The organism is Sphingopyxis sp. 550B (assembly GCF_057401805.1).
This window is the reverse complement of sequence record NZ_CM171610.1, coordinates 2962580-2978171: the sequence shown is the minus strand read 5'-3', so window position 1 is coordinate 2978171 and position 15592 is coordinate 2962580. Positions and strand designations below refer to the sequence as shown.

The 15592-nt window shown below is 65.3% G+C and carries 15 protein-coding genes; all 15 read left to right on the top strand.

The window, feature by feature from the left end; genetic code table 11:
• Nucleotides 1–201: 201 nt before the first annotated feature.
• The 15 genes from AC2S9W_RS13995 (at nucleotide 202) to AC2S9W_RS13925 (ending at nucleotide 15591) form a co-directional block, all read left to right on the top strand.
• Nucleotides 202–576 (top strand): NADH-quinone oxidoreductase subunit A, encoded by a 375-nt coding sequence (locus AC2S9W_RS13995; protein ID WP_067112197.1) that lies wholly within the window; start codon nucleotides 202–204, stop codon nucleotides 574–576.
• Nucleotides 573–1127 (top strand): NuoB/complex I 20 kDa subunit family protein, encoded by a 555-nt coding sequence (locus AC2S9W_RS13990; RefSeq protein ID WP_104959671.1) that lies wholly within the window; start codon nucleotides 573–575, stop codon nucleotides 1125–1127. Before AC2S9W_RS13995 ends, AC2S9W_RS13990 begins: the two co-directional genes overlap by 4 nt.
• On the top strand, nucleotides 1127–2038 hold the full coding sequence (locus AC2S9W_RS13985; protein WP_076075294.1) for an NADH-quinone oxidoreductase subunit C: 912 nt from the start codon (nucleotides 1127–1129) through the stop codon (nucleotides 2036–2038). The genes AC2S9W_RS13990 and AC2S9W_RS13985 overlap by 1 nt, the downstream gene beginning before the upstream one ends.
• Before the next feature lie 35 nt (nucleotides 2039–2073).
• The gene (locus AC2S9W_RS13980) at nucleotides 2074–3291 is read left to right on the top strand and encodes an NADH-quinone oxidoreductase subunit D (protein WP_199775103.1); all 1218 of its coding nucleotides are present in this window, start codon (nucleotides 2074–2076) and stop codon (nucleotides 3289–3291) included.
• Nucleotides 3291–3959, top strand: coding sequence for a complex I 24 kDa subunit family protein (locus tag AC2S9W_RS13975; protein WP_076075299.1), 669 nt, complete (start codon nucleotides 3291–3293; stop codon nucleotides 3957–3959). The genes AC2S9W_RS13980 and AC2S9W_RS13975 overlap by 1 nt, the downstream gene beginning before the upstream one ends.
• A gap of 133 nt (nucleotides 3960–4092) precedes the next feature.
• Complete coding sequence (gene nuoF, locus AC2S9W_RS13970; RefSeq protein WP_104959669.1) at nucleotides 4093–5385, top strand: NADH-quinone oxidoreductase subunit NuoF; 1293 nt, start codon at nucleotides 4093–4095, stop codon at nucleotides 5383–5385.
• Entirely contained in the window at nucleotides 5385–7412 is a 2028-nt protein-coding gene (nuoG, locus tag AC2S9W_RS13965; protein ID WP_076075303.1) for an NADH-quinone oxidoreductase subunit NuoG, read from the top strand. The genes nuoF and nuoG overlap by 1 nt, the downstream gene beginning before the upstream one ends.
• Complete coding sequence (nuoH, locus tag AC2S9W_RS13960; RefSeq protein ID WP_076075304.1) at nucleotides 7409–8452, top strand: NADH-quinone oxidoreductase subunit NuoH; 1044 nt, start codon at nucleotides 7409–7411, stop codon at nucleotides 8450–8452. The genes nuoG and nuoH overlap by 4 nt, the downstream gene beginning before the upstream one ends.
• Nucleotides 8449–8937 carry an NADH-quinone oxidoreductase subunit NuoI gene (gene nuoI, locus AC2S9W_RS13955; protein ID WP_067183557.1) on the top strand — a complete coding sequence of 163 codons (489 nt, stop codon included), beginning with the start codon at nucleotides 8449–8451 and terminating at the stop codon, nucleotides 8935–8937. The genes nuoH and nuoI overlap by 4 nt, the downstream gene beginning before the upstream one ends.
• A 12-nt stretch (nucleotides 8938–8949) precedes the next feature.
• The gene (locus tag AC2S9W_RS13950; RefSeq protein WP_067112172.1) at nucleotides 8950–9561 is read left to right on the top strand and encodes an NADH-quinone oxidoreductase subunit J; all 612 of its coding nucleotides are present in this window, start codon (nucleotides 8950–8952) and stop codon (nucleotides 9559–9561) included.
• On the top strand, nucleotides 9558–9863 hold the full coding sequence (nuoK, locus tag AC2S9W_RS13945; protein WP_067106636.1) for an NADH-quinone oxidoreductase subunit NuoK: 306 nt from the start codon (nucleotides 9558–9560) through the stop codon (nucleotides 9861–9863). The genes AC2S9W_RS13950 and nuoK overlap by 4 nt, the downstream gene beginning before the upstream one ends.
• A gap of 4 nt (nucleotides 9864–9867) precedes the next feature.
• Complete coding sequence (gene nuoL / locus AC2S9W_RS13940; protein WP_486571032.1) at nucleotides 9868–11895, top strand: NADH-quinone oxidoreductase subunit L; 2028 nt, start codon at nucleotides 9868–9870, stop codon at nucleotides 11893–11895.
• On the top strand, nucleotides 11892–13430 hold the full coding sequence (locus AC2S9W_RS13935) for an NADH-quinone oxidoreductase subunit M (RefSeq protein WP_076075307.1): 1539 nt from the start codon (nucleotides 11892–11894) through the stop codon (nucleotides 13428–13430). Before nuoL ends, AC2S9W_RS13935 begins: the two co-directional genes overlap by 4 nt.
• Nucleotides 13427–14866, top strand: coding sequence for an NADH-quinone oxidoreductase subunit NuoN (gene nuoN / locus AC2S9W_RS13930; RefSeq protein WP_104959668.1), 1440 nt, complete (start codon nucleotides 13427–13429; stop codon nucleotides 14864–14866). Before AC2S9W_RS13935 ends, nuoN begins: the two co-directional genes overlap by 4 nt.
• A complete protein-coding gene (locus AC2S9W_RS13925) occupies nucleotides 14788–15591 on the top strand; it encodes a biotin--[acetyl-CoA-carboxylase] ligase (protein WP_083675083.1) in 804 nt (267 codons plus the stop codon). The genes nuoN and AC2S9W_RS13925 overlap by 79 nt, the downstream gene beginning before the upstream one ends.
• Nucleotide 15592: the final 1 nt, after the last annotated feature.

The following is a 15592-nucleotide window of genomic DNA, read 5'->3' as shown; positions in this document are numbered from 1 at the left end:
GACCCGATCCGGGCCGTCGGCCGGCCCCCATCATCGGCCTATCACAGCCCTGGCGCGCCTTGCCAGCGCCGTTTATGCTCTGGATCACAGCATGCTGGGAATTTCATGCCCGCAGCGCTTGCGAGGCGCGACGCGCTGGCCTAAAGCGCCCCGCTAACGGGTGGCGAACAACCCAGAAACGAACACAGGACTGCGTGCTTCATGGTCGACCTGACGCAATATCTGCCGATTCTGATTTTCCTGGCCGTCGCGGTCGGGCTGTCGGCTGCCTTCGTCTTCCTGCCGATGGGAATCGCCCGGCTCACCGGCGCCCATCAGCCCGATCCGGCGAAGCTCAGCGAGTATGAATGCGGCTTTCCGGCATTCGAGGATGCGCGCAGCCAGTTCGACGTGCGTTTCTATCTCGTCGCGATTCTCTTCATCATCTTCGATCTCGAAGCCGCCTTCCTCTTTCCGTGGGCGGTCAGCCTCAAGGAGATCGGCTGGGCCGGCTGGGCGACGATGATGATATTCCTGGCCGAACTCGCGATCGGCCTTGTCTATGCGTGGAAGAAAGGGGCTCTGGACTGGGAATGAGCAACACCTCCATCCTGACCCCCGGCCAGATGCCGGTCGCGCCGGGCACCGCCCCGGACCAGGGCTTTTTCGACGACCTCAACGCCGAAGTCGGCGACAAGGGTTTTCTTGTCACCACGACCGAGGATCTGTTCGGCTGGGCGCGCACCGGCTCGCTGTGGTGGATGACATTCGGGCTCGCCTGCTGCGCGGTCGAGATGATCCACGTCAACATGCCGCGCTATGACATGGAGCGCTTCGGCGCCGCGCCGCGCGCCAGCCCGCGCCAGTCGGACGTGATGATCGTCGCCGGGACGCTGTGCAACAAGATGGCGCCTGCGCTGCGCCGGGTCTACGACCAGATGTCGAACCCCAAATATGTCATCTCTATGGGAAGCTGCGCCAACGGCGGCGGCTATTATCATTACAGCTATTCGGTGGTGCGCGGCTGCGACCGCATCGTGCCGGTGGACATCTACGTCCCCGGCTGCCCGCCGACCGCCGAGGCGCTGCTCTATGGCGTGATGCAGTTGCAGCGGAAGATCCGCCGCGTCGGGACGATCGAACGCTGATGTCCAGCCCCGCTCCCCTGATCGCGCCGCGCGAAGGCCTCGCCGAGGCGCTGAAGAAGCTGCTCGGCAAGGATCTGCTCGCGCATGTCCAGGCCGTCGGCGAGGACAGCATCACCGTTCGCCGCGACGCGGTCGACGGCGTGATGGTGACGCTGCGCGACGCGCTCGAATATCAGCAGCTCATGGAGATTGCCGGGGTCGACTATCCCGACCGCCCGGAGCGCTTCGAGGTCGTCTATCACCTGCTCAGCGTCACCCGGAACCATCGCCTGCGCGTCCGCGTCACCACCGACGAGGTGACGCCGGTGCCGACCGTGGTGCCCGTCTGGCCGGTGGCCGGCTGGCTCGAGCGCGAGGTGTTCGACATGTACGGGGTGCTGTTCAGCGGCAACCCCGACCTGCGCCGCATCCTGACCGACTATGGCTTTCAGGGCCATCCGCAGCGCAAGGATTTCCCGCTCACCGGCTATATCGAACTGCGCTATTCGGAAGAGGACAAGCGCGTCGTCTATGAACCGGTGCGGCTGGCGCAGGATTTCCGCAACTTCGACTTCATGTCGCCGTGGGAAGGCGCCGACTATATCCTGCCGGGCGACGAAAAGGCGGGCGGCACGGGCGAGGCACCGGGCAAGGGCGCGCCCACCCCGATGACTGCCGACCAGGTCAAGAAGGCCGACGAGGCCAAGGCCGCGCCGCCGCCGACTCCCAAGACCACCGACAAGCCGACGCAGACGGGCGCGGGGAGCAAGGCGAACGACGCCGCCGCGAAGACAAGCGAAGACGGCGCCAAGGCCAAGCCCGCGTCGAAGGCGAAGACGCCCGCGACCGCGAAGGCCGAGAAGGCCCCCGCGAAGGCGAAGGCTCCGGCCAAGCCGCGCGCGCCGCGCAAGCCCAAAGGAGGTGACGCATGACCGATTCTCCCACGGTCCGGCATCACGGCAGCGACATGTTCGAAGGCTATCCGGTCGACACCGCGGACACGGCGGGCGACCAGGCGGTGACGAACTACACGATCAACTTCGGCCCGCAGCACCCTGCGGCGCACGGCGTGCTGCGGCTGGTGATGGAGCTCGACGGCGAGATCATCGAGCGCGTCGATCCGCATGTCGGCCTGCTCCACCGCGGCACCGAAAAGCTGATCGAATACAAGACCTATCTTCAGGCGCTGCCCTATTTCGACCGGCTCGACTATTGCTCGCCGCTGGGGATGGAGCACAGCTACGTCCTCGCGATCGAGAAGCTCCTTGATCTGGAGGTGCCGGCGCGCGCGCAATATCTGCGGACGCTGTTCGCCGAACTGACGCGCATCTGCAACCACATGCTCAACATCGGGTCGCACGTGATGGACGTCGGCGCGATGACCCCGAACCTGTGGGTGTTCGAACTGCGCGAGGATTGCCTGAACTTCTTCGAACGCGCGTCGGGCGCGCGCATGCACTCGGCGTGGTTCCGCCCCGGCGGCGTGCATCAGGATGCGCCCGAAAAGCTGCTCGTCGACATCGGCGAATGGTGCGAGACGCGCCTGCCGAAGCTGTTTGGCGATGCGATGAGCCTCGTCATCGACAACCGCATCTTCAAGCAGCGCAACGTCGATATCGCGACGGTGAGCAAGGAAGACGCGCTGGCATGGGGTTTCTCGGGCCCGATGATCCGCGGCAGCGGCATTCCGTGGGATATCCGCAAGAGCCAGCCCTATGACGCCTATGCGCAGATGGAATTCGACATTCCGGTCGGCACGCGCGGCGACTGCTACGACCGTTTCATGGTCCGCGTGCAGGAAGTCTATCAGTCGGCGCGCATCATCAAGCAGTGCCTGCGCGACATGCCGAGCGGCCCGGTCGCCAGCCTCGACCGCAAGGTCGTGCCGCCGAAGCGCGCCGAGATGAAGAGCTCGATGGAATCGCTGATCCATCACTTCAAGCTCTACACCGAGGGCTTCCACGTCCCCGCGGGCGAGGTTTACGTGGCGACCGAAAGCCCGAAGGGCGAATTCGGCGTCTATCTGGTCAGCGACGGCAGCAACAAGCCGTACCGCTGCAAGATCCGCCCGACGGCGTTCAGCCACCTTCAGGCGATGGACATGATGACCAAGGGCCACATGCTCGCCGACACGACTGCAATCATCGGCGCCATCGACGTCGTTTTCGGAGAGTGTGACCGCTAATGGCTGACGCACCCAACATCCCCGACGAAGCCGAAGTCCGCGCGCGCTGGGGCGATTTCGCGTGGACGCCCGAAAATGCCGAACAGGCGAAGGTCATCATCGCGCGCTACCCCGCGGGACGGCAGCGCTCGGCGGTGATGCCGCTGCTCGACCTCGCGCAGCGGCAGGTGGGGGCAGCGACAAACACGCAGGGCTGGCTGCCGATACCGGTGATCGAATATGTCGCCGCGCAGCTCGATATGCCCTATATCCGCGCCTACGAGGTCGCGACCTTCTATACCATGTACAATCTCGCGCCGGTCGGCCGCTATCATGTGCAGGTCTGCGGGACGACTCCGTGCATGCTGCGCGGGTCGGACGATGTCATGGCGGCGTGCAAGAACCGCGGCATGGTCAAGGGAAAGACCACCCCCGACGGCCTGTTCACGCTGACCGAGGTCGAGTGCATGGGCAATTGCACCAACGCGCCGATGGTCCAGATCAACGACGATAATTATGAAGACCTCGACTACGACAGCATGACCCGCATCCTCGACGATCTGGCGGCGGGCAATCAGCCGAAGACCGGGACGCAGAACCCGAAGCGCCACACCAGCGATCCCGAGGGCGGCCCGACGACGCTGACCGAAATGGTGTCGGCGAACCACGATTACCGGAAGGAGTGGTGAGGATGAGAGCCGACACCCTTTTCCTTCGTCATGCCGGACTTGATCCGGCATCCATTCTTCCTTCGTCCATTGGCGTGAGCGCCGAATGGACCCCGGATCAAGTCCGGGGTGACGATGCGGCAGGAGGGGACGCATGAGCCTCGCCGACAAGGATCGCATCTTTACCAACCTCTACGGGTTCCAGCCGTGGAACCTGAAGGCCGCGCAGGCGCGCGGGGATTGGGACAAGACCAAGGATCTGCTGAAGCGCGGCCAGGACGCGATCATCGAGGAGGTCAAGGCGTCGGGCCTGCGCGGACGCGGCGGCGCGGGCTTCCCCACGGGGCTCAAATGGTCGTTCATGCCCAAGGAGCCGCGCGAGGATCGTCCGAGCTTCCTCGTCATCAACGCCGACGAATCCGAGCCGGGGTCGTGCAAGGACCGCGAGATCATCCGCCACGATCCGCACAAGCTGATCGAGGGCGCGCTGATCGCCGGCTATGCGATGCGCGCGCGCGCGGCCTATATCTACATTCGCGGCGAGTTCATCCGCGAGGCCGAAACGCTCTTCGCCGCGGTGCAGGAGGCGTATGACGCCGGCCTGCTCGGCAAGAATGCCGCGAAATCGGGCTACGACTTCGACGTCTTCGTCCACCGCGGCGCCGGCGCCTATATCTGCGGCGAAGAAACCGCGATGATCGAAAGCCTCGAAGGCAAGAAGGGGCAGCCGCGCCTGAAACCGCCGTTCCCGGCGGGCGCGGGCCTCTATGGCTGTCCGACGACGGTCAACAATGTCGAGAGCATCGCGGTCGTGCCGACGATCCTGCGCCGCGGCGCGGCGTGGTTCGCGAGCTTCGGGCGCGAAAACAACAAGGGCACCAAGCTTTTCCAGATCAGCGGCCATGTCGAGCGGCCGTGCGTGGTCGAGGAAGAGATGGGCATCACCTTCCGCGAACTGATCGAAAAACATTGCGGCGGCATCCGCGGCGGCTGGGACAATCTGCTCGCGGTGATCCCCGGCGGATCGTCGGTGCCGCTGGTCCCGGCGGCCGAGATCATGGACGCGCCGATGGATTTCGACGGGCTGAAGGCGCTCGGGTCGGGCCTCGGCACCGCCGCCGCGATCGTGATGGACAAGTCGACCGACGTCGTCCAGGCGATCAGCCGCATCAGCTATTTCTACAAGCACGAAAGCTGCGGCCAGTGCACCCCGTGCCGCGAGGGCACCGGCTGGATGTGGCGCGTGATGGAACGCCTGCGCACCGGCGACGCGACGATCGATGAGATCGACACGCTGTTCGACGTGACCAAGCAGGTCGAAGGCCACACCATCTGCGCGCTGGGCGACGCGGCGGCGTGGCCGATCCAGGGCCTGATCCGCCATTTCCGCCCCGAACTGGAGCGCCGTATCCGCGAAAATGGCGGCATGATGGAGGCCGCGGAATAATGCCTAAAGTAACCGTAGACGGCATCGAACTCGATGTTCCACAGGGCGCGACGGTCCTGCAGGCGTGCGAGATGGCGGGGAAGGAAATCCCGCGCTTCTGCTATCATGAGCGGCTGTCGATCGCCGGCAATTGCCGCATGTGCCTGGTCGAGGTGTCGCCGGGGCCGCCGAAGCCGCAGGCATCGTGCGCGCTGCCCGCATCCGACGGGCAGATCATCCGCACCGACAGCCCGATGGTCAAGAAGGCGCGCGAAGGGGTGATGGAGTTCCTGCTCATCAACCATCCGCTCGACTGCCCGATCTGCGACCAGGGCGGCGAATGCGACCTGCAGGATCAGGCGGTCGCCTACGGCCGCGGCGGATCGCGCTTTCACGAGAACAAGCGCGCGGTGACCGAGAAATATATGGGGCCGATCGTCAAGACGATCATGACCCGCTGCATCCAGTGCACGCGCTGCGTCCGTTTCGCGGAAGAGGTCGCGGGGGTCGAGGATATCGGCGCCCTCTATCGCGGCGAGAATATGCAGATCACCTCCTATCTGGAGCGTGCGGTCGCGAGCGAGCTTTCGGGCAACGTCGTCGATCTCTGCCCGGTCGGCGCGCTGACCAGCAAGCCCTATGCGTTCGAGGCGCGGCCGTGGGAGCTGACCAAGACGCTCGGCATCGACATGAGCGATGCTGTCGGCACCAACGTCCGCATCGACAGCCGCGGGCGACAGGTGCTGCGCGTGCTGCCGCGCGTCAACGACGACGTGAACGAGGAATGGGCGAGCGACAAGACGCGCCACCATGTCGACGGCCTGATCCGTCGCCGCCTGGACCGTCCCTATGTCCGCAAGGACGGCCAGCTCGTCGAGGCGAGCTGGGCCGAGGCGTTCGAGGCGATCAGGGCCGCGAATGCCGGTGCTTCGGTCGCGGCAATCGCGGGCGACATGGCCGACTGCGAGACGATGTTCGCGGCGAAGGCGCTGGTGACCGCGCTCGGCGGCCATCTGTTCGAGGGGCGCCAGACCGGGCTTGCCTATGACGTCACCAGCCTGTCGGCGGTCAATTTCAACACGACGATCGCCGAGGCGGAGAATGCCGACGTGATCCTGCTCGTCGGCACCAACCTGCGCTGGGAAGCGCCGCTCATCAATACGCGCGTCCGCAAGGCGGTGTACAAGAAGGGCGCGAAGGTGTTCGGCATCGGGCCCGAGATCGACCTGACCTACAAGGTCGAATGGCTTGGCAACGACGCCTCGCTCGTCGCGAAGCTGCCCAAGGCGGCGCTCGATGCGCTGAAGGGCGCCGAGCGGCCGATGCTCATATTCGGCGGCGGCGCGCTGTCGGTGCCCGGCGTCCACGGCGCCGGCCTCGCACTCGCCAGGAGCGTGAACGCGGTCAGGGACGGCTGGAACGGCTTCAACGTCGTCCATTTCTCCGCCGCGCGCATGGGCGCGCTGATGCTCGGCTATTCGCAGCCGGGCGGCATCAACGACGTGATCGCGGCCAAGCCGAAGCTGGCCTTCTTCCTTGGCGCCGACGACGTCGATTTCGCGGCGTTCGATGGAACGCTGAAGGTCTATGTCGGCCATCACGGCGACAAGGGCGCGCACGCCGCCGACGTCATCCTGCCCGCCGCGGCGTGGACCGAGAAGGATTTCACCACGGTCAACACCGAGGGCCGCGTCCAGCGCAGCGACAAGGCGGTGTTCGCGCCCGGCGACGCGCGCGAGGACTGGAGCATCTTCCGCGCCCTCGCCGACGCGCTGGGCGTTTCGGTCGGCTTCGACAGCTTTGACGAGTGCCGCGCGGCGATGATTGCGGCGGTGCCGGAACTGGGTATCGAAGGGCTGGTCGATTACGGCTGGCCAGAAGACTTTAATGACTTACCCAAGCTGCCCGCCAAGCCCGAGGCGCGCGAAATTCCGTCGCCGATCAAGGATTTCTACCTGACCAACGCCATCTGCCGCGCCTCGCCGACGATGCAGCGCTGCTCGGACGAACTGCTCCACGGCGTCGATTTTGCGGAGGCGGCAGAATGACCGAGTTTTTCCAGAATCTCGGCCTGTCCTACGAATGGGCGTGGGGGCTTGCCACCATCTGCGGCATCCTGCTGATCGCGCTGCCGCTGATGCTCGCGGTGGCGATGATCATCTATGCCGACCGCAAGATCTGGGCGGCGATGGCGCTGCGGCGCGGGCCGAACGTCGTCGGACCTTTCGGCCTGCTCCAGAGCTTCGCCGACGGACTCAAGGTGTTCCTCCAGGAAACGATCATCCCGTCGGGCGCCAACCGCGGCCTGTTCCTGATCGCGCCGATCATCACCTTCACGGTGGCGCTGATGGCGTGGGCGGTGATCCCGTTCAATTCGGGCGCGGTGCTCGCCGACATCAATATCGGGCTGCTCTACATCCTCGCCATCTCGTCGCTCGGCGTCTATGGCGTCATCCTGTCGGGCTGGTCGTCGAACTCCAAATACCCCTTCTTTTCCGCGCTTCGCGCGTCGGCGCAGATGATTTCCTATGAAGTGTCGATCGGTTTCATCCTGATCGGCGTCGTGCTGTTCGCCGACAGCTTCAACCTCAATGAGATCGTCAAGGCGCAGCAGGGGCACGGGCTTGGGCTGGTCAACGCCTTCGGCTTCAACCTGCTGCTCTTCCCGCTCGCGGTGCTGTTCTTCATCTCGTCGCTGGCCGAGACCGCGCGCACGCCGTTCGACCTGACCGAGGCCGAAAGCGAGCTCGTCGCGGGCTATCAGACCGAATATTCGTCGATGAGCTTCGCGCTGTTCTGGCTCGGAGAATATGCGAATGTGCTGCTGATGTGCGCGCTCAACGCGATCCTGTTCTGGGGTGGCTGGCTGCCGCCGATCGACTGGGCGCCGCTCTATGCCGTGCCCGGCTGGATCTGGCTGTTCGCGAAGATCTTCTTCTTCTTCTTCGTCTTTTCCTGGGTGAAGGCGACCGTCCCGCGTTACCGCTACGACCAGCTCATGCGGCTGGGCTGGAAGGTCTTCCTGCCGATCTCGCTCTTCTGGGTGTTCCTGGTGTCCGGCTATCTGATGCTGACGAGGTATTCATGAGTAACATCGCCCATCTCGTCAGAACCTTCACCCTGTGGGAGTTCGTGCAGGCGCACTGGCTGACGCTCAAATATTTCTTCAAGCCGAAGGCGACGATCAACTATCCCTTCGAGAAGAATCCGCTGTCGCCCCGGTTCCGCGGCGAGCATGCGTTGCGCCGCTATCCGAACGGCGAAGAGCGCTGCATCGCGTGCAAGCTGTGCGAAGCGGTCTGCCCGGCGCAGGCGATCACGATCGAGGCAGAACCGCGCGACGACGGGTCGCGCCGCACGACGCGCTACGACATCGATATGACCAAGTGCATCTATTGCGGTTTCTGCCAGGAAGCCTGCCCGGTCGATGCGATCGTCGAGGGGCCGAACTTCGAATTCGCGACCGAAACGCGCGAGGAACTGCTCTATGACAAGGCCAAGCTGCTCGCCAACGGCGACAAATGGGAGCGCGCGATCGCGGCCAATCTTGCCGCCGACGCGCCCTATCGGTAAGGGCGCGCGGACATGATTCAGCTCATCGCCTTCTATCTCTTCGCAACCGTCACCATCGCCGCGGCCGCGATGGTGATCCTCGCGCGCAACCCGGTCCACAGCGTCATGTGGCTGATCCTCGCCTTCTTCAACGCGGCAGGACTGATGCTGCTCGCGGGGGCCGAGTTCATCGCGATGCTGCTCGTCATCGTCTATGTCGGCGCGGTCGCGGTGCTGTTCCTGTTCGTCGTGATGATGCTCGACATCGATTTCGCCGAACTGCGCGCCGGTTTCGTGCGCTATCTGCCGCTGGGCGCGCTCGTCGCGATCATCCTCGCCGCCGAACTGGTCTTTGCCGTCGGGGCATGGAGCGCGGGCGGGATCGACCTCGCCAATCGCGCCGCGCCGATCGCAAGCGATACAAGCAATATCCAGCAGATCGGCGAACTGCTCTACACGCGCTACATCTTCCTGTTCGAGGCGGCGGGCCTGATCCTGCTCGTCGCGATGGTCGGCGCGATCGCGCTGACGCATCGCCGGCGCGGCGGCACGCGCAACCAGAACATCGCCGCGCAGAACCGCCGCCGCCCGTGGGAAGCGACGCGGCTGGTCGATCCGGGCGTCGGGCAGGGGATGGAACTGTGATTTCGGTCGGCCATTATCTTGCCGTTTCGGCGGTGCTGTTCACGCTCGGCGTGCTCGGCATCTTCATCAACCGCAAGAACATCATCGTCATCCTGATGGCGATCGAACTGATCCTGCTCGCGGTGAACATCAATCTCGTCGCGTTCAGCGCCGCGCTCGGCGATCTGGTCGGGCAGGTCTTCGCGATGTTCGTGCTGACCGTCGCCGCGGGCGAAGCCGCGATCGGGCTCGCGATCATCGTCATCTATTTCCGCGGCCGCGGCACCATTGCCGTCGACGATGCCAACCGGATGAAGGGGTAAGCCGGTGATCCAGGCTATCGTTTTCCTGCCGCTGCTCGCGGCTCTCGTCGCAGGGCTGGGCCAGCGCGTGATCGGCAATGTGCCGTCGAAAATCATCACGACGGGCGCGCTGTTCGCGAGCTGCGTGCTCAGCTGGCCGATCTTCCTCTCCTTCGTCGCGGGAACGGGCGAGGCGAGCGTGACGCCGGTGCTGCACTGGGTCCAGTCGGGCGCGCTCCAGTTCAACTGGGAATTGCGCGTCGACACGCTGACCGCGGTGATGCTGGTGGTGGTGACGACGGTGTCGGCGCTCGTCCATCTTTACAGCTGGGGCTATATGGCCGAGGACCCGGACCAGCCGCGCTTCTTCGCCTATCTGTCGCTGTTCACCTTCGCGATGCTGATGCTGGTGACCGCGAACAACCTCGTCCAGATGTTCTTCGGCTGGGAGGGCGTCGGTCTCGCCTCCTATCTGCTGATCGGCTTCTGGCACAAGAAGCCGAGCGCCAACGCCGCGGCGATCAAGGCGTTCGTCGTCAACCGCGTCGGCGACCTCGGTTTCATGCTCGGCATCTTCGGCACCTTCCTGGTGTTCGGCACCGTGTCGATCCCCGCGATCCTCGACGCCGCGCCGGGCATGGCGGGCACGACGATCGGTTTCCTCGGCATGCGGCTCGACACGATGACCGTGCTCTGCCTGCTGCTGTTCATCGGCGCGATGGGCAAGTCGGCGCAGCTCGGGCTGCACACTTGGCTTCCCGACGCGATGGAGGGCCCGACCCCGGTGTCGGCGCTGATCCACGCCGCGACGATGGTAACGGCGGGCGTGTTCATGGTGTGCCGCCTGTCGCCGATGTTCGAGGCGGCGCCGGTCGCGCTCGGCGTCGTGACCTTCGTCGGCGCCGCGACCTGCCTGTTCGCCGCGACGGTCGGCACGACGCAATGGGACATCAAGCGCGTCATCGCCTATTCGACCTGTTCGCAGCTCGGCTACATGTTCTTCGCGGCGGGCGTCGGTGCCTATGGCGCGGCGATGTTCCACCTGTTCACGCACGCCTTCTTCAAGGCGCTGCTGTTCCTGGGCGCGGGCAGCGTCATCCACGCGATGCACCATGAACAGGACATGCGCTATTACGGCGCGCTCCGTAAGCATATCCCGCTCACCTATTGGGCGATGATGGCGGGGACGCTGGCGATCACCGGCGTCGGGATCGCGGGCGTCGCGGGCTTCGCCGGCTTCTATTCGAAGGACGGCATCCTCGAGGCGGCCTTCGCGTCGGGCGGCGGTGGCGTCATCGCCTTCTGGGTCGGCATCTTCGCCGCGTTGCTCACCAGCTTCTATTCGTGGCGGCTCGTCTTCCTGACCTTTCACGGCAAGCCGCGCTGGGAGCAGAGCGAGCATATCCAGCACGCGGTGCACGACGATCATGGCTACGGCCACGACGATCACGCGCATCATCATGAAGCGCACGGCGACGGCACCGCGGGCTATCATCCGCACGAAAGCCCGCTGTCGATGCTGATCCCGCTGGTGGTGCTGTCGCTCGGCGCGGTGTTCGCCGGCATCCTCTTCCACCACCAGTTCATCTATCCGGAGGAAGGCGCGGCCTTCTGGAAGGGCAGCCTGTTCTTCGACGAGCATCTGATGCACGCCGCGCACGAGGTGCCGCTGTGGGTCAAGTGGATGCCGTTCACGGTCATGGCGATCGGCCTGTTCCTCGCGTGGAACAGCTATATCCGCGACACCAGCCTGCCGGAGAAGTTCGTCGCGCAGTTCAAGCTGCTGCACCGCTTCCTGTACAACAAATGGTATTTCGACGAGCTTTACGACATCCTGTTCGTGAAGCCCGCCTTCGCGATCGGCCGCTTCTTCTGGAAGGGGGGAGATGAGGGCACCATCGACCGCTTCGGTCCCGATGGCGCCGCGGCGCTCGTCGAGGGGGGCACGCGGCTCGCGGTCCGGCTGCAATCGGGTTATGTTTATGGATATGCGTTCGTGATGCTGCTCGGTCTTGTCGGCCTCGCCAGCTGGGCCATGGTGAATTTCCTGTGAGCGGGCTTCCCATCCTGTCGCTGATGCTGGCGATCCCCATGGTCGCCGCCATCCTCTGCCTGTTCCTGGAGGCGCGGCCTGCACGCCAGGTCGCGCTCGCGGCGACGCTGCTCGACTTCGCGCTCGCGGTGCTGATGTGGACGCAGTTCGACATCGGCGGCGCGCAGTGGCAGTTCGTCGAACGCGCCGACCTGTTCGGCCGCTTCCAGTGGGCGCTCGGCGTCGATGGCGTCGCGATGATGCTGGTCGTGCTCAGCGCTTTCCTGATGCCGCTGTGCATCCTCGCGAGCTGGGAATCGGTCAAGGAGCGCGTCGGGCTCTACATGGCGATGTTCCTGATCATGGAAGTGATCATGATCGGCGTCTTCGTGGCGCAGGACCTGCTGCTCTTCTACATCTTCTTCGAAGGCGTGCTGATCCCGATGTATCTGATCATCGGCATCTGGGGCGGAGCGAACCGCCGTTACGCGGCTTACAAATTCTTCCTCTACACGCTGCTCGGGTCGGTGCTGATGCTGCTCGCGATGATCGCGATGATCCGCGAGGCGGGGACGACCGAAATCCCGGTGCTGCTCAACTACGACTTCCCGCCGGAGATGCAGACCTGGCTGTGGCTCGCCTTCTTCGCCAGCATGGCGGTCAAGATGCCGATGTGGCCGGTTCACACCTGGTTGCCCGACGCGCACGTCCAGGCACCGACGGCGGGGTCGATGATCCTGGCGGGCGTGCTGCTGAAGATGGGCAGCTATGGCTTCCTGCGCTTCATGATGCCGATGTTCCCCGACGCCTCGGCACAGTTCATGTGGCTGATCTTCGGGCTGTCGATGGTCGCGGTGATCTACACCAGCCTCGTCGCGCTGGTGCAGAGCGACATGAAGAAGCTGATCGCCTATTCGTCGGTCGCGCACATGGCGATCGTCACCGCTGGCCTCTACGCCTTCAACCAGCAGGGGATCGAGGGCGCGCTGATCGTCATGCTCAGCCACGGCGTCGTGTCGGCCGCGCTCTTCTTCTGCGTCGGTGTCATCTATGACCGGCTGCACACGCGCGAGATCGACCGCTACGGCGGGCTTGCGGTGAACATGCCGGCCTATGCGCTGTTCTTCCTGCTGTTCACCATGGCGTCGATCGGCCTGCCGGGGACCAGCGGCTTCGTCGGCGAATTCCTGAGCCTTGCCGGCCTCTATGAGGCGTCGAGCTGGGCCGCGCTGGCGTGCACCACGGGCATCATCCTCGGCGCCGCCTATATGCTTTACCTCTACCGCCGCGTCGTGTTCGGCGAACTGACCAAGGACGATGTGAAGGCGATGCCCGACCTCAATCCGCGCGAATGGGCGATCTTCGTGCCGCTGGCCGCGGTGACGCTATGGATGGGCGTCTATCCCGAAAGCTTCCTCGCGCCGATGCGTGGTGACGTGACGACGGTGGTCGCGCGGCTGGCCCCGACCAAGCCCGCGGGCGACGCGCAGCTTGCCGCCGCCAAGCCGAAAGCCGCCGCAACGGGCGACGCACACCATGCGGGAGGCGTGCAATGACCGCCGATCTCGCTCTCATCTGGCCCGAGCTGATCCTGACGATCGGCGGGCTGGTCACGCTGCTGCTCGGTACGTTCGGCGGCGACCGCCGGGTCGGGCTCTACCAGCTTGCGTCGCTGCTGACGCTGGCTGCCGGCGCGGCTGCTGTGGTGGCGCTGTTCGGGACCCAGGCCTCGGTCTTTTCGGGAACCCTCGCGGTCGACGATTTCGGCGGTTTCGCCAAGCTGATCATCTATGCCGCGAGCTTCGTCTGCATCGCGATCGCGCCGCGCTATTTCGGCGAAGGCATGCGCGCCGAATATTCGGCGCTGATCGTCTTCGCGACGCTCGGCATGGGGATCATGGCCGCGTCGCGCGACCTGATGACGCTCTATATCGGGCTCGAACTCAACAGCCTCGGCTCCTATGTGCTCGCCAGCTTCATGCGCGGCGACGACCGGTCGAGCGAGGCGGGGCTCAAATATTTCGTCCTCGGCGCGCTGGCGTCGGGCTTCCTGCTGTTCGGCATCTCGCTGCTTTACGGCTTCTCGGGCACGACCGATTTCGCCGGCATCGCGCGCGCGATGGGCGACGGGATCAACATCGGGCTGCTGTTCGGTATCGTCTTCGTGATCGCGGGCCTCGCGTTCAAGATCAGCGCCGTGCCGTTCCACATGTGGACGCCCGACGTCTACGAAGGCGCGCCGACCCCGGTGACGACGCTGTTCGCCAGCGCACCCAAGGTGGCGGCGATGGCGCTGCTCGTGCGCGTCGTGATCGACGCGATGGGATCGGCCGGCCCGGCGCTCGCCGCGTGGCAGCAGATCATCATCTTCCTGTCGCTCGCTTCGATCATCCTCGGCGCGGTCGGCGCGATCGGGCAGAAGAATATCAAGCGCCTGCTTGCCTATTCGTCGATCAACAACGTCGGCTTCATGCTGATCGGCCTCGCCGCCGGGACGCAGCAGGGGGTCGAGGCGGTGCTGACCTATCTGCTCGTCTATGTCGTCACCACGATCGGGGCGTTCCTGTTCGTGATGCAGCTTCGCGACGCCGATGGGCGCATGGTGGAAAGCATTCCCGCCTACGCCGGCCTGTCGAAGCGCCAGCCGGGGCTCGCCGCGGCGATGGCGGTGTTCCTGTTCAGCCTCGCTGCGATCCCGCCGCTGTTCGGATTCTGGCCGAAGTATCTGGTGTTCGAGGCCGCGGTGAACGCCGGGCTCGTCCCGCTGGCGGTGGCCGGGGTGGTCGTGTCGGTGATCGGCGCCTTCTATTATATTGCGATCGTCAAGACGATGTTCTTCGACGACGAGGCCGATGCGGTGATCCGCAACGACGGATCGCGGATCGAGGGCGCGGTGATCGGCGTCAGCGCGCTGTGGCTGTCGGTGATCGGCTATCTGTTCATCCCGATGCTGGCGGTGGCCGCGGCGGGCGCCGCATCGGTGCTGTTCTGATCCCGCCGATCGAGCGGATCGCGCAGACAGGTTCGACCAATGCCGACCTGCTGGCGCGGCTGGCAGGCGGCGAGCATGTCGGCGAAGGCCATTGGCTGGTCGCCGATCGCCAGACCGCCGGACACGGGCGGCTCGGCCGGCCATGGGGCGACGGGCTCGGCAATTTCATGGGCTCGACCGTGGTGCGGCTGACCGCCGCCGATCCGCCGGCCTCGACGTTGGCGCTGGTCGCAGCGGTCGCGCTGGCGCGGGCCCTCGCGGCCTTTGCGCCGCAGATTCCGATCCAGGTCAAATGGCCGAACGACCTGCTCGTCGACGGCGCGAAATGTTCGGGAATCCTGCTCGAAAGGGCGGGCGATACCGTGGTGATCGGCATCGGCGTCAATCTGGCCGTCGCGCCCGATCTGCCGGATCGCCCGACCTTTTCCTTTGCAAGCCGCGGCGTCGCCATCGACCGCGACCGGTTTGCCGACGCGCTGGCGGTGGCGCTGATGGACGCGTTGTGGACGTGGCGACAGGAAGGCGTCCCCAGCATCGTGCGCGCCTGGCTGCCGCTCGGCCATCCGGTCGGAACGCCGCTCCATGTGTCGGAACAGGGCATCGACGGGACGTTCGACGGCCTCGCGCCCGACGGGGCGCTGCGCTTGCGCGGCGCGGACGGGACGGTCATGCTGATCCATGCGGGCGATGTCGAGCTTCGCCGCCCGGTCAGGGAAGGGGAGTAAG